Raw genomic sequence first — 24,704 nt, forward strand, 5'->3', positions numbered from 1 at the left:
TGAGCGGTAGTTAAAACGTTTCCACACCTGGCGTCAACGGTTCTGACACACATCGCCGATATCCTCGGCGGCCGCGCGCACGGTTTGTCATGAGTTGACGCGTTATCAGCACTGAATCGGTTCATGCCGTATCGAGCCGGCAGCCGGTTCCGACCGCCGTCGGACGCCCGGCGCCCACCGGCCGCCGGGCCCACCGCGACCGCCGAGCGGGATTATCCCGCCGCGGCAGGCCCGGAGAGCCCGGAGAAGGCCAGTTCAGAGCCGGTTGTATACGGCCGCACCGGACCGGGGCCGACAGTGGGGCCGGCCTGTGGACTCTGCGCAATGTCTTGACACGCCTTCATGAGCGCACCTAGAACGATTCATCGATCGCACCTCTGCTGACGCATGGCCCAACCCCGTCCTCCGCTCCCCCGGAGGCCTCGCCGTCGACCTGCGTCCTTCCCGGCCCGGCTCCCCCGCCGCCCGTTCCCGCCGTACCCGTACCCGCAGTTCCGACCTGACTGGAGGCTGTCCATGCCCGAGGGGTCCCCACTCAACCGACGCACGTTCCTCGGCGGTGCGTCGATCACCGCGGCGGCTCTCGCGCTCGGCTCCGGCGGCCGGGCGGCCGCCGGCACGCCGCCGGCCGCGCCGTCGCCCGCCTCCGCCAAGGACGCGGCCGGCGGGGTCGACCTGCACTGGCTGGACGGCCGCCCCGCCGCCACGACCGGCGCGGCCTGGGGCGTGCCCTGGCCGAAGGGGCAGGTCGCCGCGCACACCGCGTTCGCGCTGACCGACAGCGGCGGCGCCCAGGTGCCCGTGCAGTCCTGGCCGCTGGCCTACTGGCCGGACGGCACCTTGAAGTGGACCGGGCACGCCGTGGACTCCACCGCGCTCGCCGACGGCTACCACCTGGCCCCTGGCACGCCCGCCACCCCGAAGCAGCAGGTCACCGCCACGCGCGGCAGCAAGGAGATCAAGCTCGCCAACGGCGTGGTGGACATCCGCCTGGCGCTGACCGGCCCGCTGGCGATCACCTCGGTCACCCGCTCGGGCCGCACGTCCGCCGAGAACGGGCGCCTGGTGCTGCTGCTCCAGGACAAGCCCGAGGACACCGACGCCCCGAAGCACACCGCCTGGACCGGCGTGGTCGAGACCGCGGAGATCGAGCAGTCCGGCCCGGTGCGCGCCGTGGTGAAGCTGACCGGCCGCTACCGGCAGGACGGCGCGAAGAAGTACGGCACCGGCCGCCGCGCGCTGCTGCCCTGGACGATGCGCGTCTACCTGGGCGCGGGCGACGAGTCGCTGCGGGTCATGCACGAGTTCGTCTGGGACGGCAACCCGGCCAAGGACTTCGTCCGCGGTATCGGGCTGGAGCTGGCCGTGCCGATGAGCGACGAGCCCTACGACCGGCACATCCGGTTCGCCGGCCCGGACCAGGGCGTGTGGGGCGAGGCCGTGGTCGGGCTGACCGGGCTGCGCCGCGACCCGGGCACGGATGTGCGCGCCGCCCAGATCGCCGGCACCGCGACCCCGGCGACCAGCACCTGGCAGACCACCGTCCAGACCGAGTGGCAGGACCTGCCGGCGTGGGGGGACTTCAGCCTGGTGCAGCAGTCGGCGGCGCAGGCGGCGGTGTGGAAGCGCACCTCGGAGAAGTCCGCTTGGCTCAAGCACGCCGGCTTCGCCGACCGCGCGCCCGGCTTCGGCTTCGCCGGCGGGGTCAGCGGCGGCCTCGGCTTCGGACTGCGGGACTTCTGGCAGCAGTTCCCGCGCGCGCTCGACATCCGCGGCGCGACCGGCGACGCCGCCACCGTCACCCTGTGGTCGTGGTCGCCGCACGGCGAGGCGATGGACCTGCGCGCCTACGACACCGCGAGCCACGGCCTGGACCTGGCCTACGAGGACGACCGCTACGGCTTCGGCCTGTCCACCGGCATGGCCCGGTCCACCGACATGCAGCTGTGGGCGCTGGAGCACACCCCCTCCCGCGACGACATCCCCGTGCTCGCCACCGCGCTGGCCGCCCGCCCGCAACTGGTGGCGGCCCCGGAGACCTACCACGGCGCGGGCGTCTTCGGCCGCTGGAGCCTGCCCGACCGCAGCACCCCGGGCCGCACCAAGCTGGAGGACTCGATCGCCGACAGCGTCGCGTTCTACGCCGGCCAGGTCGAGCAGCGCCAGTGGTACGGCTTCTGGAACTACGGCGACATCATGCACACCTACGACTCCGACCGGCACACCTGGCGCTACGACGTCGGCGGCTTCGCCTGGGACAACGCCGAACTCGGCTCGGACGCGGCGCTGTGGTACCAGTTCCTGCGCACCGGCGACGCGCAGACCTTCCACCTCGCGCGGGCCATGACCCGGCACGTCACCGAGACCGACATGATCCGCAGCGGGCCCTTCGCCGGCCTCGGTTCGCGCCATGACGTGCAGCACTACGCCGACGGCGGCAAGGAGCCGCGGGTCTCCGAGGCGTACACCAAGCGCTTCATGTACTACGTCACCGCGGACGAGTTCGTCGGCGACGCGATGCGGGTGCCGCTCCAGTTGGACACCACGCTGCTGACGTACCCGCCGCTGCGCGACTACCTGGACACCCCCGCGGGCGTCCCGACAGTGATCCGGATCGGCCCGGACTGGTACGCGCTGGTCAGCAACTGGCTCACGGAGTGGGAGCGCACCGGCGACACCCGGTGGCGCGACCGCATCGCCACCGGCATGGAGGACATCGCGAAGCTGCCCGCCGGGCTGTTCACCGGCGAGCAGGGCGGCGCTGTCGGCTTCGACCCCGCCACCGGCCACATCAGCGACCTGGGGCTCGGCGGCGACTGGGGCAAGGTCAACCTGACGATGGTCTTCTGCGGCGAGCAGATCATGTGGGAGACCACCGGCCTGGTCGACGTGCCCGAGTTCCGCGCGAAGCTCGTGGAGTTCTGCCGCTACGTCCAGGCTCCGGCGGCGGAGATCACCGCACACTTCGGCTTCAAGTTCACCACCTCCGCGCCCGCGGTCTTCTACTCGCGGATGACCGCGTGGGCCGGGGAGCAGACCGGCGAGCCGGCCGTGCAGCAGCGCGGCTGGGACGTGTTCTCGGCCGACGCCGGCGGCAAGCCCTGGGGCGCGCCGGTGCACGTCGGCGGCCCGGCGGTGTTCGCCGGGGTGGACGAGATCCCGTCGACCGACTTCAGCACCAACGACCTCGCGCAGCGCAACCTGGCGATCATCGCCCTACTGGCCGTCGCCCCGGACCAGGCGCCCTGACGGGCCGTCCGGTCCTCCGTATCCAGTCATCCGACCGTACGAAAGGGACATCCCATGCGCGGTAGACCCCGACTGCTGGCCGCTGTTGCGGTCACCTCCGCCGTCCTCACCCTCCCGGGCACGGCCGTCGCCGCCCCCGGCACCCCGCGGCCCGCCGACCAGCTCGCCCAGAACTGCGCCCCGGGCACCGACGGCACCGGCCTGACCTGCTCCTTCGACGTGGCACCCGGCGCCTACGAGATACAGCTTACCCTCGGCAGCCGTACCGCGGCCGCCGACACCGGGCTGGACGTGGAGGCGAACCGGACCGTCCTCGCCCCCGTCGCCACCACCGCCGGCCACCTCGCACACCGCACCGTGACCGTCGACGTCCGCACCCCGGAGAGCATGCCCGACGGCCAGGAGGGCGACGGCACCCCCGGCCTGCAACTCACCTTCACCGGCACCGCACCCGCGGTCAGCGCGCTGAGCGTGACCGCCCGCCCGCACGCCCCGCGGCTCTACGTGATCAGCGACTCCACCGCCGCGGACTGGCTCACCACCGTCCAGCGCGGCTGGGCCCAGGAACTGCCCCAGTACGTCCACGGCAGCCTCGACGTCGCCAACTGGGCCGTCTCCGGCTCCAGTACGGTCTCCTGGCTGTCAAGCCCGGCGCTCTTCGCCACACTCCAGCCGCAGATCCAGCCCGGCGACGAGGTGCTGATCCAGCTCGCCCACAACGACAAGACCACCCCCGAGGACACCTACCGCGCCAACCTCCTGACCCTCATCGACGGCGTACGCTCCCGCGGCGCGCGGCCGGTCCTGGTCACCCCGCCCGTGCGGCACCTCTTCGACGCCGACGGGAAGATCACCCCCACCGGGCGGATCGTCAACAGCCTCGGCGTCGACCTGCCCGCCGTCATGCGCGACATCGCCCAGCAGCAGGACATCCCGCTGCTGGACCTGACCGCCGACAGCGAGGCCCTGATGGAGCAACTGGGCCCCGACGCCTCCTGGCTGCTCTACGCCGACCTGCCCGCCGGCCGCAGCCAGACCCACTTCAACGCCGGCGGCGCGGCCACCATCGCCGGGCTGGTGGCCGGCGAGATCCGCGCCGCCCACCTGCCGGACGCCGCCTTCCTCGACAACTGACCGGACGCCCGCCGGCCCCGGCACCCGCCAGGCACGCTCCGCCGGGCGCACACCGCGCCCGGCCACAGGAAAGAGGACACGATGACCAGGGACATGGTGCTCGTCGGCGCCTCGGGCTACGGACGCACCTACCTCGCGGAGATCGCCGCGCTGGAGGCGTCGGGCGCGGTCCGGCTGGCCGGCGTCTGCGATGTACGGCCGCTGGACGGCGAGGGGCGGCGGCTCGCCGGGGACCGGCCGTTCGACACCGACCTCGGCCGGCTGCTCGACCGGGTCCGGCCGGACATCGGGATCGTGGCCACCCCCATCCACACCCATCTGCCGCTGGCCCGGCAGGTGCTCGGCGCGGGCGCGCACCTGCTGGTGGAGAAGCCGCCGCTGCCCACCGCGGACGACTGGCGGGAACTGGTCGCCCTGGGCCGGTCGGCGGGCCGCGCCTGCCAGACCGGTTTCCAGAGCCTGGGGTCGCGGGCGGCCGCCCGGCTGCGCGCGCTGATGGCCGACGGCACGCTCGGCCGGATCAGGGGCATCGGCGGCCACGGCGCCTGGTCCCGCCCGGACGGCTACTACCGGCGCGCCGCGTGGGCCGGCCGCCGGGAGGTCGACGGGGTGCCGGTGGTGGACGGCGCGCTGACCAACCCCTTCGCGCACATGGTCGCGACCGCCCTGTTCCTGGACAACAGCACCGGCTGGGACGACGTGTCGGGGATCGAGCTGGAGCTGCTGCGGGCCCGCGACATCCAGGCCGACGACACGTCATGCGTCCGGCTGCGCACCGGCCGCGGCACCGTCGTCAGCGCCGCCGTCACGCTCTGCGCGGAGGTCACCTCCGACCCGGTGCTGCTGGTCCACGGCACCCGGGGCCGGGCCGCACTGCACTACACGAAGGACGTGCTCTTCCTGGACGGGGTCCGGGAGGAGCACGGCACGACCACCCCGCTGCGCAACCTGTTGGACCACCTCGACGACGACCGGGTCCCGCTGCAATCGGCGCTGGCGGACTGCGGCGGCTTCATGCGCGTGCTCGACGCGGTGCGCACCGCCCCCGACCCGCGCCCCATCGCGCCCGCCTGGCTGCGGCGTTCGGGCAGCGGCGACGAGGCACGCGTCCTTGTCGTCGGCGTCGAGGCGGCGGTGGCGGCGTCCGCCGAGCACCTGTCGACCTTCGCCGAGTCCGGCGCCCCCTGGGCGCTTGCGCCCGTATCCCGTTCGTAGGACTTCACGATTCCGGAGTGAGCGAATGAAGACGAACAGCACCGCGGCCCGCGCCCTGCTGACCTCCGCGGTCATCGCCGGCGTCATCGCCGTCGTCGCCGACTCGGCCGCCGCCAGCCCCGCCCCGGGCCACGCGCGTCCGATGACCGGCGCCGTCTACTACGTGTCGCCCACGGGCGACGACAGCGCCGCGGGCACCAAAGGCGCGCCGTGGCAGTCCCTCGCGCACGCGCAGGACGTCGCCCAGCCCGGCGACACCGTGTACGTCCGCGGCGGCACCTACGCCTACACCCACGCCACCACCTCCTGCTCCAGCCAGACCGCCCGGGTCGACGCGGTCACGTTGAGCAAGAGCGGCACCTCCGGCAGCCCGATCCGCTACTGGGCCTACCCGGGGGAGCGGCCGGTCCTCGACTTCTCGAAGATGACCGACGACTGCCGGATCAAGGGCCTGGACGTCACCGGCAGCTGGCTGTACCTCAAGGGCCTGGAGATCACCGGTGTCCCGCAGAACAACACCCTCAACCACGAGTCGTGGGGCGTGTGGAACTCCGGCAGCGACAACACCTACGAGCAACTCGACGTCCACGACATCATGGGCCCGGGCGTCTTCCTCCAGGACGGCGGCGGCAACCTGGTGCTGAACACCGACTCCCACGACAACTACGACGCGGACAGCTCCAGCGGCCCGGGCACCAACGCCGACGGCTTCGGCGCCCACATCCCCGCCGGCAACCCCGGCAACGTCTTCCGCGGCGACCGCTCCTGGAACAACTCCGACGACGGCTTCGACCTCATCAACGCCCTGTCGTCGGTGACCATCGAGCAGTCCTGGGCCTGGTCCAACGGGTACGTCCCCGGCACGGCCACCAGCGCCGGCGACGGCAACGGCTTCAAGGCCGGCGGCTACGGCGGGAAGTACGTCACCGGCGGCGTCAAGCACACCGTGCGCCAGTCCGTCGCCTTCGACAACAAGGCCGCCGGCTTCTACGCCAACCACCACACCGTCGCCGACGACTTCTTCAACGACACCGGCTACGGCAACCACCCCGACTTCAACATGCTCGGTGTGGCCCCCGACGGCACCGCCACCGGCCTCGGCACCCTGCGCAACGACGTCGCCTACACCGGCACCCTCACCTCCAACATGACCGGCACCGACTCCGCCGACAACTCCTGGGACCTCGGCCTGGCCCTGTCGGACGCGCAGTTCCAGAGCGTCTCGACCACCGGCTGGGACGCGCCCCGCCACTCGGACGGCAGCCTGCCGACGCTGCCCTACCTGCGCCCGGCCGCGACGAGCGACCTGATCGACCAGGGCACCGACGTCGGGCTGCCCTACAAGGGCGAGGCACCGGACCTGGGCGCCTTCGAGACCCGCTGATCCCGCCGCCGCGCCCGGGCGGCACCCCGGACCGAGCTCGACCGACCGTCCGCAAGGAGGACCTGTGTCCCTTTCCCGACGTACGTTCACCACCCTCACCGGGGCGGCGACCGCCGCGCTGGCGCTCCCGCACGCCGCCGAGGCCGCCTCCGGCTCCGGCTCCGGTTCCGGCTCCGCGGCCGGCGGCATCACCCCGGCCGCCGCGGCCGAGGGCACGGCCCACACGGTCGCCTTCGACCGCTACTCGCTGCTGGTCGACGGGCAGCGCGTACCGGTCTGGTCCGGCGAGATGCACCCCTTCCGGCTGCCCAGCCCGTCGCTGTGGCGCGACATCCTCGAAAAGCTCGCCGCGAGCGGCTACAACGCGGTGTCGGTCTACGCGAACTGGAGCTACCACTCCCCCGCCCCCGGCCACTACGACTTCACCGGCGTGCGCGACCTCGGGCAGTTCCTGGACACGGCCGCAGAGACCGGGCTGTACGTCATCGTGCGGCCCGGCCCGTACATCAACGGCGAGACGGACGCGGGCGGCTACCCCGGCTGGCTGACCGCGACCGCCGCCAAGGCGCGCACCGACGACCCCGTCTACCTGCGGTACGCCGACGAGTGGCTGACCGCGGTGAACGCGGTCATCGCGCCGCGCCAGTACACCCGCGGCGGCGGCACCGTGGTGCTCTACCAGCTGGAGAACGAGTACGCCTCGTACGTCGGCTCCGCCACCGGCAAGGACTACATGGCGCACCTGTACGCGAAGGTGCGCGCCGACGGCATCGACATCCCGCTGTTCCACAACGACAAGGGCCGCAACGGCGACTGGGTGCCCGGGAGCTTCGACACCGGCGGGGAGACCGGCCGCTACCTGTACGCCTTCGACGGCTACGCCAGCGGCAACCCGCCGGACTGGGGCTACTTCGGCACCGGCGGCGCCACCGGCGGCGCGACCGCGAGCCCCGACACGCCCGGCTTCCTCGCGGAGTTCGGCGGCGGCTGGTTCGACGCGTGGGGCGGCGCCGGGTTCGCCGGCCAGGGGTACGCCGGGGCGTGGAAGGCCCGCGACCCGGCCTACGAGCGGCGGTTCTACCTGACGAACCTCGCCAACGGCATCAAGATCCACAACGTCTACATGACGTTCGGCGGCACCTCCTGGGGGTGGCTGCCCGCCCCGGTCGTCTACACCTCGTACGACTTCGGCGCGGCGATCAGCGAAGCCCGCCAGCTGACGGCCAAGGTCACCCCGATGAAGCAGATGGGCGCGCTGCTCGCGGCCTTCCCCGACCTCGCCGTACTCGACCGCGCCGCGGACACCGCCGCGAGCAGTTCCTCGGTGCGCGTCTACCACCTGACCGACCCCGAGCGCGGCTCGCACCTGTACCTGCTGCGCAACGACACCGGTGCCGACGTGACGTGCACGGTGCCGGTGGAGACGGCCGCGGGCACCGTGACGGTGCCGGCCGCCTCCGGCGGGCTGAAGGTCGGCGCGAAGGACGGCAAGCTGCTGGCCGCGAACGTCTCGCTCGGCCGCCGCGCGCTGCTCTACACCACCGCCCAGCCGATGTGGCGCGCCTCCGGCGACGCACGCGACCTCGCGGTGTTCACCGGGCGCCCCGGCGACCCCGTCGAGGTGGTCGTCCTGAGCAAGGACGCCCCGACCGTCACCGTCACCGACGGGGCCGCCGCCAGCACGTACGACACGGCGTCCGGCACGCTGCGGATCAACGCGACGCTCGCCGGGCTCACCGTCGTCCGGCTCGACGGCGGCGGCTACGACACCCCGCTCGTCCTGCTGCTGGCCGACGACGACGCCGCGGCGACCCTGTGGCCGCGCACCACCGGCACCGGTTCGGTCCTCGTCAGCGGCCCGGCCCTGGTGCGCACCGCGGCGATCACCGGCCGCAGCGTGCACCTGACGGGCGACACCACCGCGGCCACCGGCCTGAAGGTGTGGTCGCCCGGGGTCCTCAAGGCCGTGACGTGGAACGGCCTGGACATCCCGGTCGCCACCACCGGTTCCGGCGACTTCAGCGCCACCGGGCAGCTCCCGGGCCCGGCAGCGGTGTCCCTGCCGGCCCTCACCGGCTGGCGGTACGCCGCGGAGAACCCGGAGTCCGCCGCCGCGTTCGACGACAGCGCCTGGCGGGTGGCCGACCTGACGGCCAGTCACAGCACCACCGCGGTCCCGGCCGGGCAGCCCGCCGTGCTCTTCGCCGACGACTACGGCTTCCACTACGGCGACGTCTGGTACCGCGCGCAGGTCGCGGACGCGAGCACCGCGCAGGACATCGCGCTGTCCTACCAGACCGGCACCCTCGGCCTGCTGATGGCCTGGTGGGACGGCCGCCCGCTCGGCACCCACCGCATGCCGGTCCCCGCCAAGGCGGAGGTCACCACCGGCACCTGGTCGGACACGGCCGCCTTCACCGTCCCCGCCGACCTGCGCGGCAGCGGCCCGCACACCCTCGCCGTCCTGGTCCGGCGGATGGGCCACGAGGAGGACGGCGGCGCCAACGACGCCTTCAAGTCCGCCCGCGGCCTGACCGCCGCCACGCTCGACGGCGCGCCCCTGACCTGGCGCATCCAGGGCGCGGACGGCTACGACGCCGTACGCGGGCCGCTCAACACCGGCGGGCTGTACGGGGAGCGCAACGGCTGGCACCTGCCCGGCTTCCCCGACCGGGCGTGGTCGCCTGTGACCCTGCCGCACACCGACACCCGGCAGGGCGTCGCCTGGTACCGCACCGCCTTCACCCTCGCCGTCGACGGCGCCACCGACGCCTCGATCGGCCTGGCCTTCACCGACGACCCGGCCCGCGCCTACCGCGTGCAGATCTTCCTCAACGGCTGGAACATCGGCCAGTACGCCAACGACGTCGGCCCGCAGCACACCTTCGTCCTGCCCAACGGCATCCTGCGCACCCGCGGCGCCAACACCCTCGCCCTGGCCGTCCTCACCGACGGCACCGGCCCGGCCGGTCCCGCGCTGCCCGCCCTGACGCTGCTCGCCGCCGCGCGCGGCGGCACACCGGTGGAGACCGTCGCGTCCCCCTCCTACCGCCGCTCCTGACGGCCGTCCGGGCCGCTCGGGCCGCTCGGGCCGTCCGTGCTGCCTGGACGGTCCGGGCGGCCCGGACGCAGGGTGAGGCCGGCCTGCTCCTCCAGGAGCGCCACGCCGAGGAGTTCGCCGTTCACCGGGCCGTAGCGCGCCAGGGCCCGCTGGTGCACCGCGCGCACCGCCTCCGCCACGGTGTGCGGGGTGCCCAGCTCCCCGGCGAGGGCGGTGACCGCCGCCAACTGGTCGTGGATGCGGTCGAGTTCGTACGAGGGGAGGTAGTCGCCGGCGAAGAGCGCCGGCAGGTGGTCGCGGGTGAAGGCGCCGGCCGCCGGGCCCGCCAGCAGCACCTCCCGCATCAGGGCCGGGTCGATGCCGGCCCGGCTGCCGAGCAGCAGTGCCTCGGCGGTGGCCACCGCCTGCCCGAACCACAGGGAGTTGACGAGGAGTTTGGCGACGTAGCCGGTGCCGGGGCCGCCGACACGGGTGAGCAGGCCGGGTGCGGTGAGTGCCTCCAGCAGCGGGCGCACCCGGGTCAGGGTCGCCTCCTCGGCGCCGACGAAGAGCCGGGCCCGGCCGGCGGCGGCGTCCCGCGGGCTGCCGCCGATCGGGGCCTCCAGGGTGTCGACGCCGTGCCGCCGGGCGAGGTCGCGGAGCGCGGCGGCGGCCTCGGGGGTGCTGCTGGACATGTCGAGCCAGATACCGCCCGCGCCCAGGGCGCGCAGCACCGCGTCGTCCACCGCCGCGGCGACGTCGGCGGGGCCGGGCAGCACCGTGACCAGGACGTCGGCGCCCGCGGCGGCCGCCTTCGCCGAGTCCTGCCAGCGCGCTCCGCTCCGCTCGGCGTCGGCCTTCCGCTCGGGCCGGGCGTCGAAGGCGGTCACCGGGTGGCCGGCGCGGGCCAGGCGCGTGCAGAGCGGGCGGCCCATCCGCCCCAGACCGATCAGTCCCACTTTCAACATCCCGGGATCGTATCCGGTGGCCTGGGGCACGCTGCGCCGGGCCCGGGCCGGCGGGGGCCTGCGCGGGCGAACGGCGAGGGGGCTGCTCGGAGGCGGCCCGCGGCCGCGCCCGCTACCGTGGAGCGGGCCATGGCGTCGGGTCCGCGCCCTGCGCCCGAGCCGAACCAGGAGGCCGGTATGACCGGTACGAGCAGCTCCCAGGTCGCACCGGCGGCGGGAACCGGCGTCAGAAGCCGGTGACCGGTGTCCCCCCGGGGCCCCGCGGACGACGGCGACGAGCTGCTGGCGCGGCTCGGCTCGCTCACCGCCCGCGCATACGAACTCGCCGAGCAGCAGCGCTCCCGGGTCGAGCTGGCCGTCGCCCTCCAGCGCGGCATGCTCCCGAGGCGCCTGCCCGCCTTCCCGGGCGTGCGCCTCGCGGTCCGGTACGCGCCCGCCAACCACGGCCTGTACGTGGGCGGGGACTGGTACGACGCCTTCCCCATGGCCGACGGCCGGATCGGGCTGTCCATCGGCGACGTCCAGGGCCACAACATCGAGGCGGCCGCCTTCATGGGCCAGGTCCGGGTGGGCCTGCGTGCCCTGGGTTCGGTTGGCGGGGACCCCGGTGAGCTGCTGGCGCGGACCAACGACCTGCTCCAGGCGCTGGGCGGCGACCTCTTCGCCACCTGCACCTTCATCCGGCTCGACCCGGCCACCGGCGTCATGGAGAGCGCCCGGGCCGGCCATGTGCCGCACATCTGGGCGACCGGGGACGGCCGCTCGGGGATCGACACCGGCGAGGGCGGGCCGCCGCTGGGCATCGTCGAGGGGGCCGCGTTCCCGGTGACCCGGCACCGGCTGCGGGAGGGCGGCGTCTTCGTGCTGCTCACCGACGGGGTGGTGGAGGGCCCGTCGCTCAGCCTCGACGAGGGCCTGGCGCGGGTGGCGGAGCTGGCCCGTACGGCCGCGCTGACCGGCCTCGCGGTGGACGCGCTGGCCTCGCGCGTGGTGGCCATGGCCGAGGCGGTCGGCCACGAGGACGACGCGGCGGTGCTGGTGGTCGGCCACGACGCTCCCGCCGCGGCCGCCTGACGGCGGTGTCGAGAGGTCGCTCGCGTGGCCGACCGCGGGCGGCCGGTGTCTCATGGCGGGGTGGAGGGTGTGGAGGCAGACGCGCGGCTGCGGCGGGCCGGGCTGTTCGCCGTGCGGACGCTGGCCGTCGTCGCCTGCTACTTCCTGGCGGGCCGGCTCGGGCTGCTGCGGCGGCTGGAGGTCGACGGGGCCGTGGTGACCCCCATCTGGCCGCCCACCGGTGTCGCGGTCGCCGCCCTCCTCCTCCACGGGCTGCGGATGTGGCCGGGCATCGCCATCGGCGCGCTGGTGGTGGTCTGCTCGATCGACCCGCCGCAGCCCGACGTGATCGGCACGGTGGCGGGCAACACCGCGGCCCCGGTCTGCGCGTGCCTGCTGCTGCGGGCGGTCGGCTTCCGCACCGACCTCGGTCGGCTGCGGGACGGCCTGGCGCTGGTGTTCCTGGGCGCGCTGGGCGCCATGCTGATCAGCTCGACCGCCGGGACGGGCCTGCTGGTGCTCACCGGCAAGCTGGAGGCGGGCGGCTTCTGGGCGGTGTGGCTGGCCTGGTGGGTCGGCGACGCGATGGGGGTGCTGATCGTGACGCCGGCGCTGCTGCTCGTCGTCGGGGCGCGCGCCCGCCCGGACCTGCGCCGCTGGAAGGAGGCGCTGGCGCTGGCGGTGATCGGCTGCGCGGCGGTGCTGGTGGCGACCCGGTCGGACCTGAGCGTGCTCTTCGTGGTCTACCCGATGCTGATCTGGGCGGCGCTGCGCTTCCGGTTCGCCGGGAGCCTGCTGTGCGCGCTGTTCGCGTCGGTCATGACGACGGTGGCCGCCACCGAGGGCGCCGGGCCGTTCAGGCACCTGTCGCACGTCGAGGTGATGGTCAAGCTCCAGGCGTTCAACGGGACGACCGCGCTGACCGCGCTGCTGCTGTCCGCGGTGATCACCGAGCAGTACCGCACCCGGCAGTCGGTGGAGCACGCCTGCGAGGAGCTGGCCGAGGTGCTCGACCGCCTCTCCGTCGGCGAGACCCGCCAGGACCGCCTCTCCCCCGCCCGCCACCCGCCCGCGTGATCTGCCGGTCCGTCTGCCGGCTCGGTGGTCCGCCCGTCAGCCGGCGAACCGCGCGGCGGGCAGGCCGGTGACGCCCAGGCCGCGCACGGCCAGGACGGAGCCGGCGATGTCGCCGGGGGGCAGGTCGAGGCCCTCGCGGGCGGTGGTGACGTAGAGGACGTCCAGGCCGGGGCCGCCGAAGGCGCAGGAGGCGGGCTGCTCGACGGGCAGCGGGACCTCGGCGAGGACGTCGCCGTCGGGCGACACGCGCAGCAGGCGGAAGCCGCCCCACATCGCGATCCACAGGCAGCCGGCCGCGTCCAGGGCCATGCCGTCGGGGATGCCCCGGCCGGTGAACGCCGCCAGCAGGCGGCGGCGGGCGAGGCGGGGCCGGTCCGGGTCGGTGTCGAAGGCGTTGAGCTCGCCGGCCATGGTGTCGACGAGGTACATCGTGCGCCCGTCCGGGGACCAGGCCATGCCGTTGGGCAGGGTCAGCCCGGTGAGCACCACGTGGCGGTCCCCGTCCGGGGTCAGGACGTGGAGCGCGCCCTGCCCGGGGGCGAAGTCCAGGTCGGTACTCCCCGCCCAGAACCGACCGGCGGGGTCGCACTTGGCGTCGTTCATGCGCTGCCCCGGCGGCAGGACGCGCGGCCGCGGCGCGTACCGGCCGTCCGGCCCCACGTCGGCGAAGCCCTCCCCCGTGGCGGCGACCATGCCGCCGGAGGCTTTCGGCACGGCGGCGCCCACCGAGGTCGGCAGGACCGTCGTGCGCACCTCCCCGGCGGCCCCGGCGGCGCGGTGGATGGCACCCGCGGGGATGTCCACCCAGGACAGGGTCGCGGTGGCCGCGTCCCAGTGCGGGCCCTCGCCGACGGCGGCGGCGCCGGGGACGGCGACCTCGATACGGGGGTTCATCCGGGTCCTCTCCAGGGGGCATGTCCGGGGTGCGGGGTGGCGGCGGGGGGCGGGGTTCAGGCGCCCGCGGGGGCTTCGGGGGCGGCCGGCGGCAGTGCCACCGGGAGCGCCGACAGCAGCCCGCCGTCGACCGGGACGTCGGCGCCGGTGACGAAGCCCGCGCGGGTCCCGGCCAGGAACGCGATGGTCTCGGCGACCTCCCGCGGCTCGGCGACCCGGCCCAGCGGATGCGATCGCCCCCACTCCGCCAGCAGGCGCCGCACCGAGGCGTCGGAGCCGTCGCTGAACAGCTCCGCGGAGCGGCGCAGCATCGGGGTGTCGACGGAGCCGGGGCACACCGCGTTGACGCGCACCCCGAAGGGCCCCTCGTCGACGGCCATCGAGCGCACCAGCGCGTTCAGCGCGCCCTTGGCGGCGGCGTACGCGGCGACGTTGGCCTGCGTGGCGCGCGCCTGCACCGAGGAGACCACGACGACGGCGCCGCCGGAGGTGCTGCGCCGCAGGTGCGGCAGGGCGGCCCGGGCGGCCAGGAAGACGCCCTTGACGTTGACCGTGAACACCTCGTCCCACGTCTTGTCGTCGGTGTCGGCGACCGTGCCGTAGCGCTGGACGCCCGCGGAGGTCACCAGGACGTCCAGCCCGCCGTAGGTCTCGACGGTGCGGCGCACCGCCTCGGCGACGGCCGCGCCGTCGGCGACGTCGGCGACGACCGGCAGGGCGCGGCCGCCCGCGGCGGTGATCGCCGCCACCGTCTCGCGGGTGCCGGCGGCGTCCAGCGCGCTGACGGCCACCGCGGCGCCGCGGGCGGCCAGCAGTTCTGCGGTGGCGCGGCCGATGCCGCTCGAAGCGCCGGTCACCAGCGCGACGCGCCCGGCGTGTTCCTCAGCCATGTGTTACCTCTCCCAGCCGCTGTGCGGGCTTCTCGCCCCGATGGATTGCCGCTGCCCGTAGGTCGGAGCGAGCGTGCGCAGATGCGTGATGCGGGTGTGCGTGCGGTGTGCGTGTGCCTGATGCGCGGGGGTGCGTGTGCGGCGGGGGCCCGGTCAGCCGCGGCCGGCGCCGCCGAGCGGCCGGGTGCAGAAGGCGCCCCCGACCCGGGAGTTGCGCGGCGCCGCCGGATCGAGGTCGTCCGGGGTGAAGGCGCCCGAGGCCAGCAGCGCGGGCAGGTGGTCCTCGGCGTCGTCGCGCGGGTGGTAGCCGATGGCCTCCCCCTCGGCGAGCGACCACCACCGCCGGGTGTTGCGGGAGATCCCCCACAGCACCCGGAAGCCCGCCGGCCGGGCCCGCAGGCACGCCTCCACCAGCCGGGCCGCGTCGTCCGGGGACAGCCAGCCGGCCAGGTCCTCCGGGGCCAGCGGCGCCGGCCGGAACGCCCCGATCCGCAGGCAGCTGACGTCCATGCCGAACCGGTGGTGGTACAGCGCGCCGAGCGCCTCCAGCGCGGCCTTCGAGGCGCCGTAGTACGTGTCGGGGCGCGGCGCGCTTGCGGCGGCGAGTAGCCCGCCCGGGGCCGCTGCCGCCTCGTCGCGGCTGCGGAACCCGGCGGCATGGAGGCTGGAGGCCAGCACGACCCGCGGAACTCCCTGCGCCCGCGCGGCTTCCAGCAGGTGCGCGGTGCCGTCGATGTTGGCCTCGCGCACCCGCTCCCAGGGCGCCTCGCCCGCCTCGCCGCCCAGGTGCAGCACCGCGTCGGCGCCGCGGCAGGCCGCCCGGATAGCGTCCGGGTCGGTGAAGGACGCCCGGACCACCTCGACGTCCTCGCCCGGCCCGGCGGGCGCGGTCTCGGCGACGTCCAGCAGCCGCAGGGTCCTGCCGGGCCGGGCCAGCCGCGTCCGCAGCGCCCGGCCGATCCGCCCGGCGGCGCCGGTCACCAGGACCCGCTGCCGCTGCGTCACCATGCCTGCTCCCCCGCGTCCGTGGCCGTGCCCGTGTCCATCCGCGTGTCCGTGTCCGTGTCCGTGCCCGTGTCCATGCCCGTGTCCATGCCCGCAGTCTGCGGCACCGCGGCCGGCGGCAGCTGCTCGTCGTACGGCAGGGGGGCCGTGCCGGGGGGTGCGAACGGCGGCCGGTGGTAGGTGTGGTCGCGGCGGAAGGCCAGGCCCCCCGGCGGGTACCAGTGCCGCGGGCTCGCCGGGTCGGTGTCCACGGCGGCCGACAGCGGTCCGCGGCCGTTGCCGTTCTCCGCGGCGACCGCGTACTGCACGACGGGCGCCGAACCGGCCCGGTCGCCGGCACCGGAGGGCGGCCGCGGTACGCGGTCGGTGCAGGTGAAGCCGGGCCCGGCGTACACCTCGCGGTAGTCGTCCGCGCCGCGCGCCCGCCGGTAGAGCCGGTAGCGGGCGGCGCCCAGGACCTCGCCCCAGGTGGCGGTGACCGTGCCGGGGCCGAGCCGCAGCCGCAGCCCGTCCGGGGGTTCGGGCGCGGCGGAGGTGGCGTGCACCGGGTAGTCGGTGCCGGGCCGGCCGCGCCGGTCGGCGTTGTAGGCGGCGACGCGCACGTGGTAGGTGCGGCCGTCGTCCAGGCCGGTGAGCCGGAAGGGCCCGGTCGCCGTGCGGGCGGCCCGCGTCCAGGTGATGCCGCCGTCGGTGCTCAGCTCCAGCAGGTAGCCGTCGGCGGCGGCGACCGGTGTGAAGTGCACCAGCGCGCCGCCCGGCAGGGTCTCGGTGCGCACCACCCGCGGGGGCAGCGGCTCCGGGTGGCGGGCCGTCAGCTCCCAGCGGTGGCGGCCGGCGGGCAGCGCCACGCGCAGCGCGCCGGGGTGCCGCTCCAGTGGCCGCACCGGGGCGCCGTCGACGTACAGGGCGGCACCCGCCGCGAGCCCGCCGGGCAGGTCGAGGGTGATCGCGGTGTCCGCGGGGGCGACGTAGCTGCCGGTCAGTTCCGCCGGGTCGCGGTAGGCGAGGCTGATGCCCAGGTCGCGGTCGGCGGTGGTGAGCAGGACGTCGGCGGTGCCCACGGCGGTGCCGTGGAAGAGGGCCAGTTCGCGCCGGCCGTCGTCGAACAGCCGGATGACGCCCGCGGTGCCCTCGAAGCGCAGCCCGTCCCGCGCGAACCGCGCCTGGCCGGGCTCGTAGTGGGTGGCGGCCTCGTACCGGAAGACGTGGTCGACGCTGTGCGGGGTGCGGACGGTGGTGCCCCACGGGGTGGTCCGCGCGGCGGCGACGGTGAGGTCGAAGCGGTGGCTGACCACGGCGAGGGTGTTGCCGCTGCCGCCGTCGGCGCGGCCCTCCAGCCGTACGCCGCGGGTCACGTCGGTGGCGAAGGCCCCGCCGGCGGTGCCGTCGGCGGCCCGCCCGTCCTCCCGCACCCCGCGCACCACGTGCAGGAAGGGCAGCTGCTCGGGCAGGTGGCGGTAGCTGTTGGCGTCGTGCCCGGTGGCCTCGGTCAGCACCGACCAGGTCCACACCATGCGCTGGCCGGCGGCGAACGCGTCGTAGGTGACGAGGTAGTCGCTGCCGACGAGCAGCACGCTGCGGCTGAGGTAGAGGTCGGCGACGGGGCTGTCCGGGTCGGGGGTGATCTCGGCGAACTGCGCCGGGTCCAGGTCGTACAGCGGGCGGTCCAGGGTGTGCGGGCCGATGCCGCGGAAGCGGCCGTCCTGCCACAGCGCGCAGGAGGTGGTGAAGGTCGCGTCGGGGACGCGGCGGTCCCCGGCGTCCTCGGGGCCGTGGCCGCTGTAGGAGCGGCCGGCGGCGTAGTAGTAGAGCTGGCCGCAGCCGTTGTCGTCGGCGATGCCCCAGCGGTAGTTGGGGCCGCGGTCGACCTGCTGGAGGAAGACCGCGACCTCGTCCGACCGGTCGACGGCGGCGCGCAGGGTGACGCCGTAGCCGGTGTACTTGGTGCTGCGCAGCCGGGGGTTGGTGCCGGTGTCGGCGGCGCGGCCGGCCCGGGGGTCGCCGCCGGAGCGCAGCAGCACCCGCCAGGTGTCGGGGTCGCCGGGCCTGCTGTCCAGCCGCCGGGCGCCGGGGTCGCTGCCCCACAGCAGGTGTTCGGCGGTCAGGGGGCGGTAGCGGCGCAGCGCCTCGGCGAGCAGCCGCATCTCGATCGGCGGGCGGCGCGGCCAGAACGCGTGCGCGCCCTGGGCGGGGTGCAGGCGGCGCAGGTCGCCGGTGCCGGAGACGTCGACGGGTGCGGTCAGCGCGTCGACCAGCCAGTCGCCGAGGGCGGCGAGGTGCTCGGTGGCGATGCGGTTGCGGCCGTCGGCGTGCTGGGCGAGGGCGTTGCCCTGGGTGAGCGGGCGCAGGAACGCCCAGACGTAGGTGGCGGGGCTCTCGGTCCAGCGGCCGGGGCGGGCGCCGCGGGAGGGCAGCGCGGGGCGGGTGTGGAAGGTGCCGGACAGTTCGGCGAACTTCTCGAAGGCGTCCAGCCACCGCCCGGCCGCCTCGTGCTCGGGGAACAGCCAGGCCAGGCAGGCCAGCGCGGCCTTGCCGTCGGCGAGGAAGTTGGGGTGCCCGCCGAGCATGCGCAGGGTGGGGCCGATCTCCTCGCCCGCGGAGACGTACGCGGTGAGCAGGAGCAGGGCGTCGACCCGGGTGCGCTGTGCGGGGTCGAGGCGGTCGGCGAACCGGTCGTAGCCGTCCAGCAGCCGGTCGTAGAGCGGGCGCTGGCCGATGTTGAGGTAGCCGGCGACCTCGTTGACGCCGTTGGCGAGCAGGCGGGGGCCGTCGGGGCCCGTGAAGAGCGCGTCGGTGAACTCCCGCGGGGTGGCGAACTCGCCGGTAGTGCACAGCGGCCGGGGGCGCCGGCCGGTGTAGGTGAGGGTCCAGTCCTTGACCCGGTCCAGGCTGAGCGTGCCCTGCCAGTGGTGCAGGTCGCGGACGTGGGTGGTCTGGTGGGCGGGGCGGCGGCCGGCCTGCTCCTGGCGGCGCAGCGCGTCCAGGTCGCGGCGGTGGTCGTAGAAGGCGATGCCGGTGTGCCGGGTGCCGGTGCGCAGCGGCCAGGTCCAGTGCAGGACCCCGTCGTGGCGGAAGCGGATCTGAAGGGTGCCGGCGGAGGCCCAGTGGGCGTAGCCGCGGTCGTCCCAGCGGGCGTGGTCGCGGATGAACACGCCCATCGCGTCACCGCCGCTCCCGTCACCGCCTGCCGCGTCCCAGAACGTCGCGTGCGGGCGGATGCCCCAGGCGTAACTGGGCGCGTACGGGCCGACGGTGAAGGCCATCGCGGCCTCCGGGCGCTCCCGGCCGCCCGGCCCGGAGAAGGGCGGGTCCTCCCCGCTGTCGCCGACCACCACCGGCTCGTCGATGCCCAGCCAGTGGTACCGCCCGGGTGTGCCCGGCGCGGCGTGGGCAGCGGCGTCCTGCGCGTGGGGCCAGGCGGAGGAGAAGCGGTGGGTGGGCGCGCACCCCTCCCAGTCCAGTTGCCAGCAGGCGCCGTCGGTGTCGAGTCCGGCCATGTCCTCGGCGAGTTCGAGGAAGTCGCAGTCGAGCAGGACCCGGACGACCGCGGTGTAGCGGGCGCCGTCGCGGAAGCGGTACGCCAGTGCGTGGTCGGCGAAGAGCGGCCCGGCCCGCAGCAGCCGCACCTCCAAGTGCTCGGCGGGCCCGGCGGGGCGGCGCAGCACCGACCCGCCGACCCACCCGCCTCCGCGGTCGAGCCGCAGGACGGGGCCGGGCACCTCGTCTGCGGCGCCGAAGCGGCCCGGGGCGGGCAGGCGGACCCGCAGCGCCCCGCCGTCCACCACGGTGCCGTCGCTGTCCGCGCGGACACGCACCGTCCGTTCGGGGCGGGCCGGCGGCAGCGAGGCGTCGGCCCGCAGCGTGAAGGTGCGGCGCCCGCCGGAGGGGAGGTCGGCGAAGAAGCACACCGTCGCGGCGGCCAGCGCACCCCTGTCGCCGGGCCCGTCGGCGTGGGCGGTGTCGGTGAGCTGGAAGGGCACGGCCGCCCCGCCGTCGTCGAGCAGCCGCAGGTCCGCGGCCCGCACGGCGGGCGCGGGCCACCGCACCCGGTAGTGGAGCAGGGTGCGGGGCCAGGCGAACTCGGGCCGGTCGAGCCGGTCGTGCAGCCGGAAGGCGATCTCGGCGGCGCCCTCGGGCCAGTCGGTGGTGGGAGTACCGGTGGTGCCGGCGGTGCCGGTCACGACCCCCCTCCGAGCTCGGCGCCGCCGGCGCCGGGCGCGACGTTCTGGGTGCCGAGCGTGGCGCCGCCCGCGACGCCCTCGACGAGGTAGCGCTGGAGCAGGACGAACAGCAGCATGATCGGCGCCGCCACGATGAAGGTGCCGGCCGCGATCAGCGGCCAGTTCTGCGCGTACTCGCCGAAGAAGGAGTACAGCCCGCGGGTGACCGGCCACAGGGCCGAGTCCGAGAGCATCACCAGCGGCAGGATGAGGTTGTTCCAGGCGGTGACGAAGCCGAAGATGCCGAACGTCGCCAGCGCCGGTTTCATCTGCGGGATGATGATGGTGAAGATGAACCGGACGTAGCCGCAGCCGTCCAGCGCCGCCGCCTCGTCGATCTCCCGCGGGATGCCGCGGATGTAGCCGACGAAGAAGAAGAACCCCGCGCCCGACAGGCTGGTGAGGATCAGGTACCCGATCATGCTGTTGTACAGGTGGAGCGTGCGGGCCTCGATGAACAGCGGGATCAGGCCGCCGGGCAGGAAGCCGGAGAAGACGAAGAACGTGTACAGGCCGCCCGAGTACTTGAAGTAGCCGCGGGAGATGGGGAAGGCGAGGAACACCCCGAGGACGAGGGTGACCACGTCCGGGACCACCGCGTAGACGAGGCTGTTGACCATCTCCCGGCCGAAGTGCCCCTGGTGCCAGGCCGACGAGAAGCTCTCGGTGGACCACGGGTGCGGCGCCCCGGTCGGGTTCTGGAGGAAGCCGGTGTACGTCTTGAACGCCTGGAGCAGGACGTATACCAGCGGCAGGGCGAACAGGCCGGCGGCGATGGCGAAGCACAGCAGGTTGACGCCCGCCGCCTTCGTCCGGCGGGTGGTCAGCAGGCGCCGCAGCGCGCCCGGGGCGGTCACAGGGCCACCTCCCGCTTGCGCAGGGTGTAGAGCAGGCCGCCGCCGATGACGACGGTCAGCAGGAACTGGAGCATGGCCAGCATCGAGCCGTAGCCGAGCTGGCTGTCCGCGCCGAACGCGGACTGGAACATGTACAGGCCCAGGGTCTTGGTGCCGAAGTTGCCGCCGGTCAGCACCATGATCAGGGCGTACTCGCCGAGCGTGCCCATGGCGGTGAGGAAGACGTTGACCGTGGTGGCCGGGGCCAGCAGCGGCCAGGTGACGTGCCGGAAGGTGCGCAGCCGCCCGGCGCCGTCCATCGCGGCGGCCTCGTACACCGACGCGGGGATGTTCCGCAGCCCGGCGATGTAGATGAGCATCGAGTATCCGGAGAACATCCAGACGTTCACCATCATCACCAGCGGCAGGGCCAGCGAACTGGAGCCCAGGAACGCCGAGTCGGTGCCGAACAGGCCGTGCACCAGCTTCTCCGTCGGGCCGGAGTACGGGTCGAGCATGAGCGCGAAGATCGCGCCGACCACGGTGACGGAGAAGATCTGCGGCATGAAGATCAGCGCGCGGTAGAAGGTGTACGAGCGGCCGCCGCGGTTGAGCAGCAGCGCCAGGCCCAGGCCGATGGCGTTCTGCAGGACGGTCACGCCGACCACGTAGATCAGCGTGACCTTCACCGCCCCGAGGACCTGGCCGGACAGCGAGGTGAAGGCGGCGTGGTAGTTGCACATGCCGCAGAAGTTGAACGGCGTGCCCGGGAGTCCGGAGTAGCGGGTGAACGAGTAGCCGATGGTGGCCAGGGACGGGTACAGCCCGAACAGCAGCCAGCCGGCTCCCGGTATCGCGATGCTGGCCCAGGGGATGAACCGCCGCGTGCGTTGCGTTCCGAAGGGACAGCGTGCCACGCCGCGCCTCCTCTCTTTCTTTGCTGCCTGGTCTCTCTTTGCTTCCTGGTCTTGGGTGCCTAGGCGGCGGTCAGCCCTTGACCGACTTGCGGTACACGGACGCGGAGCGGTTGAGGATGGTGTCGACGCTGTCCTTGCCGATGGGCGTCATCTTGTAGAAGTCCGGGCCCGCCGCGTCCAGGGCGGCGCCGGCCGGCACCCACGGGGTGCTCAACTGCGCGAAGGCGTCGGCCATGTGGGAGTTCTGCCAGTCCATCCACGGCAGGCTGTTGGTGAGCGCGGGCTGGGTGGAGACCGAACCGGTCTGCTTCAGCCACTGCTGGTAGTTCTCCGGCTCGGAGAACATCGACAGCCACTGCATGGCCAGCGTCCGGTGCTTGGCGCTGGTGGGCACCACCCAGGTCAGGTCGGGCTTGAGGGTGAGGCGGTTGGCCGACGCGTCATCGGTGCCGGGCATCGTGAAGAAGCCGGTGTCGAGTTTGGGGTTGGCCTGCTGGATGACCGCGCCGTCCCACGAGCCGTCGAGCAGGAACGGGTAGTCGTCGGTCTTCGCCGCCCACACGCCGGGCGCGGTCAGCTGGGCGACCCCGGCCGCGTTGGGCTCGATGTACTTCATGACCTGCTCGTAGCGGTCGGAGGTCTGGTGGTAGACCGGGTCGTTCCAGGACTGGGTGCCCTTCCAGAAGGCGTCGGCCCGGTCGCTGCCGACCCGCACCGACTCGGCGGGCTTCTTGCCCTGCATGAGGACCTGGTTCTCCACGCCCTGCCACACGCCGCCCTGCATGCCGTCCTTGCCGGACACGAAGATCGGGGTGACGCCGGCCTTCTTCAGCGTGGCGCAGTCGTCCAGGAACTCCTGGAAGGTGGTGGGCACGCTCATGTGGTACTTGGCGAGCAGGTCCTTCTTGTACCACATGGCGCCGGCGGCGGAGTACTCCGCGGCCATCACGCCGTAGATGCCGCCGTTGCGGCCGGCCGCCGCGGCCTGGGCGGCCTGGTCGTAGTGCTTCATGAACGGCTGGTTCTTCAGGTCCACCAGCTGCCCGGCCTGGATGAGCGCGGCCGCGCCCTGGGCCTTCAGGCTGGTGTAGCTCGGGGCGAAGCCGGCCTGCGTGGGCGCCTGGAGCGCCAGCACGTCCACGGACTTGGACTGGAGCAGGCTGTTCCAGAGCGTCCCCCAGGCGCCGTTGGAGGTCGGCGCCTGCTGGAGCTTGACCTTCACGCCCGGGTGGGCCTTCTCGAACTTCGCGTCGAGCCACTGGGTGAACTGGATGGCGCCGGGGTTGGTCCACTCGGCGACGTTCAGCGTGGTCGTCGCGCCGCCGCTGCCGGAGGAGCTGGAGCAGCCGGTCAGCACACCGGCCAGGCATACGGTGGCAGCCGTCAGGGTCACGGTGATACGGGGTCTCATGAGGGTCGCTCCTTGGAACGGACAGCGGGTCGGACGGTAGGGGTGGTGCGGGCGGTCGGGCCGGTTGCGGTGCGGGGCCGGTTGCGGTGCGGGGCCGGTCAGGGGCGCTGGAGGGCGCCGTCGGCGCGCCGCGGCGGCTTCCACGCCCGGCCGGGTGCGGCGGGTAGGCGCGGCGGGTAGGCGGCGGCGAGCTTCTCGTCGAGGTCGACGCCCAGGCCCGGCCGGTCGCCGGGCCACAGGTGGCCGTCGCGGATCTCGGGGCAGCCGGGGAACACCTCGCGGGCCTCGGGCCCGAACAGGTGCTGCTCCTGGATGCCGAAGTTGGGTGCGGCCAGGTCCAGCGCGAGGTTGGCGGCGTGCCCGATCGGCGAGACGTCGCCGGGCCCGTGCCAGGCGGTGCGCACCCCGAACAGCTCGCAGGTGTTCGCCAGCCGCCACGCCGGGGTGATGCCGCCGATCGCGGAGACGTGCACGCGGATGAAGTCGCACAGCCGCTCCTGGACGACCGGGCGGTACTCCGCGGGGTTGGTGAACAGCTCGCCGATCGCGATCGGGGTGGCGCTGCGGGCGCGCAGCACCCGCAGCCACTCGAGGTCCTCCGGCGCGACCGGGTCCTCCAGGTAGAACAGGTCGTACGGTTCCAGCTCCGCGGCGATCCGCACCGCGTCGGTGGGGTGCACCCGCTCGTGCACGTCGTGGATCAGCTCGACCTCGGGGCCGGCGTGCTCGCGCAGGTGGTCGAAGAGCCCCAGGACGGTGCGCCGGTAGGCGGCCGGGTCCCAGGCGTCCGGGGTGAGCGGGCGGTGGGCGCCGGCCGCGGCAGCGGCGGCCGGCGCCCCGTAGGTGCCGGCGCCCGGCACGGCGACCTGGCAGCGCACGTGCCGGTAGCCGTCGGCCATCAGCGCCAGCACCTCGTCGGTGACCTCCTCCGCGTCCCGCCCGGCGGCGTGCGCGTACACCGGCACCGCGGTGCGGCAGCGCCCGCCGATCAGCTGCCACACCGGCATCCCGGCCTGCTTGCCCTTGATGTCCCACAGCGCCATGTCCACCCCGGACAGCGCGTTGTTGAGCACCGGGCCCGACCGCCAGTACCCGCTGACGTGCAGGGTCGCGGCGATGTCGGTGATGTCGGCCGGGTCGCGGCCGATCAGCTGCGGGGCCAGGTACTCATCGACCGCGGTGGCGACCGCCGCGGCGCGCTGCGTGAAGGTGGCGCAGCCGAGCCCGTACAGGCCGGGTTCGCTGGTGTCGACCCGGACCACGACGAGCGTGGTGCCGGCCGGCGCGGTCAGGATCGTCCGGACGCCGGTGATGCGGACGCCGGACGGCTGCGCCCACGGCGGCTCGACCGGCTCGGGGGCCGGGGCGGGCGTCTCGGGGGTGGCGGCTTGGTCGCTCACGGGAGGGACTC

Annotated in this window: 16 protein-coding genes; 7 read left to right on the forward strand and 9 right to left on the reverse strand. The window is 74.4% G+C overall.

The window, feature by feature from the left end:
* Positions 1–516 precede the first annotated feature (516 nt).
* From AC3ERT_RS17290 to AC3ERT_RS17310, 5 genes are all read left to right on the forward strand, one after another.
* Positions 517–3,249, forward strand: a complete 2,733-nt coding sequence (locus AC3ERT_RS17290; protein ID WP_435175196.1) for an exo-rhamnogalacturonan lyase family protein — start codon at positions 517–519, stop codon at positions 3,247–3,249.
* 54 nt (positions 3,250–3,303) lie between these two features.
* Entirely contained in the window at positions 3,304–4,383 is a 1,080-nt protein-coding gene (locus AC3ERT_RS17295) for an SGNH/GDSL hydrolase family protein (RefSeq protein ID WP_435175198.1), read from the forward strand.
* Between the two features lie 81 nt (positions 4,384–4,464).
* Complete coding sequence (locus AC3ERT_RS17300) at positions 4,465–5,598, forward strand: Gfo/Idh/MocA family protein (RefSeq protein WP_435175200.1); 1,134 nt, start codon at positions 4,465–4,467, stop codon at positions 5,596–5,598.
* 25 nt (positions 5,599–5,623) lie between these two features.
* On the forward strand, positions 5,624–6,982 hold the full coding sequence (locus AC3ERT_RS17305; protein ID WP_335972435.1) for a right-handed parallel beta-helix repeat-containing protein: 1,359 nt from the start codon (positions 5,624–5,626) through the stop codon (positions 6,980–6,982).
* Between the two features lie 64 nt (positions 6,983–7,046).
* Entirely contained in the window at positions 7,047–10,043 is a 2,997-nt protein-coding gene (locus AC3ERT_RS17310; protein ID WP_435175202.1) for a glycoside hydrolase family 35 protein, read from the forward strand.
* Here the strand turns inward: AC3ERT_RS17310 and AC3ERT_RS17315 are convergent.
* Positions 10,028–10,990: an NAD(P)-dependent oxidoreductase gene (locus tag AC3ERT_RS17315; RefSeq protein WP_435175204.1), complete on the reverse strand. Its 963-nt coding sequence runs from the start codon at positions 10,988–10,990 to the stop codon at positions 10,028–10,030. The genes AC3ERT_RS17310 and AC3ERT_RS17315 overlap by 16 nt on opposite strands.
* 243 nt (positions 10,991–11,233) lie before the next feature.
* On the opposite strand from AC3ERT_RS17315, the gene AC3ERT_RS17320 reads away from it, so the two are divergent.
* Together AC3ERT_RS17320 and AC3ERT_RS17325 are read left to right on the forward strand one after the other, a co-directional pair.
* Entirely contained in the window at positions 11,234–12,064 is an 831-nt protein-coding gene (locus tag AC3ERT_RS17320; RefSeq protein ID WP_435175206.1) for a PP2C family protein-serine/threonine phosphatase, read from the forward strand.
* A gap of 69 nt (positions 12,065–12,133) precedes the next feature.
* The gene (locus AC3ERT_RS17325; RefSeq protein ID WP_435127016.1) at positions 12,134–13,120 is read left to right on the forward strand and encodes an MASE1 domain-containing protein; all 987 of its coding nucleotides are present in this window, start codon (positions 12,134–12,136) and stop codon (positions 13,118–13,120) included.
* A 36-nt stretch (positions 13,121–13,156) separates the two neighbouring features.
* Here the strand turns inward: AC3ERT_RS17325 and AC3ERT_RS17330 are convergent, their stop codons facing one another.
* The 8 genes from AC3ERT_RS17330 to AC3ERT_RS17365 all read right to left on the reverse strand — a co-directional run bounded on the left by AC3ERT_RS17330 (position 13,157) and on the right by AC3ERT_RS17365 (position 24,693).
* Complete coding sequence (locus AC3ERT_RS17330; protein WP_435175208.1) at positions 13,157–14,014, reverse strand: SMP-30/gluconolactonase/LRE family protein; 858 nt, start codon at positions 14,012–14,014, stop codon at positions 13,157–13,159.
* A gap of 56 nt (positions 14,015–14,070) precedes the next feature.
* Positions 14,071–14,904 carry an SDR family NAD(P)-dependent oxidoreductase gene (locus AC3ERT_RS17335; protein ID WP_435175210.1) on the reverse strand — a complete coding sequence of 278 codons (834 nt, stop codon included), beginning with the start codon at positions 14,902–14,904 and terminating at the stop codon, positions 14,071–14,073.
* A 153-nt stretch (positions 14,905–15,057) separates the two neighbouring features.
* Positions 15,058–15,912 (reverse strand): NAD-dependent epimerase/dehydratase family protein, encoded by an 855-nt coding sequence (locus AC3ERT_RS17340; protein ID WP_435127010.1) that lies wholly within the window; start codon positions 15,910–15,912, stop codon positions 15,058–15,060.
* On the reverse strand, positions 15,906–20,090 hold the full coding sequence (locus AC3ERT_RS17345) for a hypothetical protein (protein ID WP_435175212.1): 4,185 nt from the start codon (positions 20,088–20,090) through the stop codon (positions 15,906–15,908). Before AC3ERT_RS17345 ends, AC3ERT_RS17340 begins: the two co-directional genes overlap by 7 nt.
* A complete protein-coding gene (locus AC3ERT_RS17350; RefSeq protein ID WP_435175214.1) occupies positions 20,087–20,986 on the reverse strand; it encodes a carbohydrate ABC transporter permease in 900 nt (299 codons plus the stop codon). Before AC3ERT_RS17350 ends, AC3ERT_RS17345 begins: the two co-directional genes overlap by 4 nt.
* Positions 20,983–21,882 (reverse strand): carbohydrate ABC transporter permease, encoded by a 900-nt coding sequence (locus AC3ERT_RS17355; RefSeq protein WP_435127003.1) that lies wholly within the window; start codon positions 21,880–21,882, stop codon positions 20,983–20,985. Before AC3ERT_RS17355 ends, AC3ERT_RS17350 begins: the two co-directional genes overlap by 4 nt.
* A 70-nt stretch (positions 21,883–21,952) precedes the next feature.
* A complete protein-coding gene (locus AC3ERT_RS17360; RefSeq protein ID WP_335972446.1) occupies positions 21,953–23,293 on the reverse strand; it encodes an ABC transporter substrate-binding protein in 1,341 nt (446 codons plus the stop codon).
* Between the two features lie 98 nt (positions 23,294–23,391).
* Complete coding sequence (locus AC3ERT_RS17365; RefSeq protein WP_435175216.1) at positions 23,392–24,693, reverse strand: enolase C-terminal domain-like protein; 1,302 nt, start codon at positions 24,691–24,693, stop codon at positions 23,392–23,394.
* Between the last annotated feature and the right edge of the window lie 11 nt (positions 24,694–24,704).

The organism is Actinacidiphila sp. bgisy145, from assembly GCF_057708125.1.

What these genes read in the sequence shown, in the direction of transcription:
- AC3ERT_RS17290 (WP_435175196.1), top strand. Translation starts at nt 517, where the DNA reads ATGCCCGAGGGGTCCCCACTCAACCGACGCACGTTCCTCGGCGGTGCG.
- AC3ERT_RS17295 (WP_435175198.1), top strand. Translation starts at nt 3,304, where the DNA reads ATGCGCGGTAGACCCCGACTGCTGGCCGCTGTTGCGGTCACCTCCGCC.
- AC3ERT_RS17300 (WP_435175200.1), top strand. Translation starts at nt 4,465, where the DNA reads ATGACCAGGGACATGGTGCTCGTCGGCGCCTCGGGCTACGGACGCACC.
- AC3ERT_RS17305 (WP_335972435.1), top strand. Translation starts at nt 5,624, where the DNA reads ATGAAGACGAACAGCACCGCGGCCCGCGCCCTGCTGACCTCCGCGGTC.
- AC3ERT_RS17315 (WP_435175204.1), bottom strand. Translation starts at nt 10,990, where the DNA reads ATGTTGAAAGTGGGACTGATCGGTCTGGGGCGGATGGGCCGCCCGCTC.
- AC3ERT_RS17330 (WP_435175208.1), bottom strand. Translation starts at nt 14,014, where the DNA reads ATGAACCCCCGTATCGAGGTCGCCGTCCCCGGCGCCGCCGCCGTCGGC.
- AC3ERT_RS17335 (WP_435175210.1), bottom strand. Translation starts at nt 14,904, where the DNA reads ATGGCTGAGGAACACGCCGGGCGCGTCGCGCTGGTGACCGGCGCTTCG.
- AC3ERT_RS17340 (WP_435127010.1), bottom strand. Translation starts at nt 15,912, where the DNA reads ATGGTGACGCAGCGGCAGCGGGTCCTGGTGACCGGCGCCGCCGGGCGG.
- AC3ERT_RS17360 (WP_335972446.1), bottom strand. Translation starts at nt 23,293, where the DNA reads ATGAGACCCCGTATCACCGTGACCCTGACGGCTGCCACCGTATGCCTG.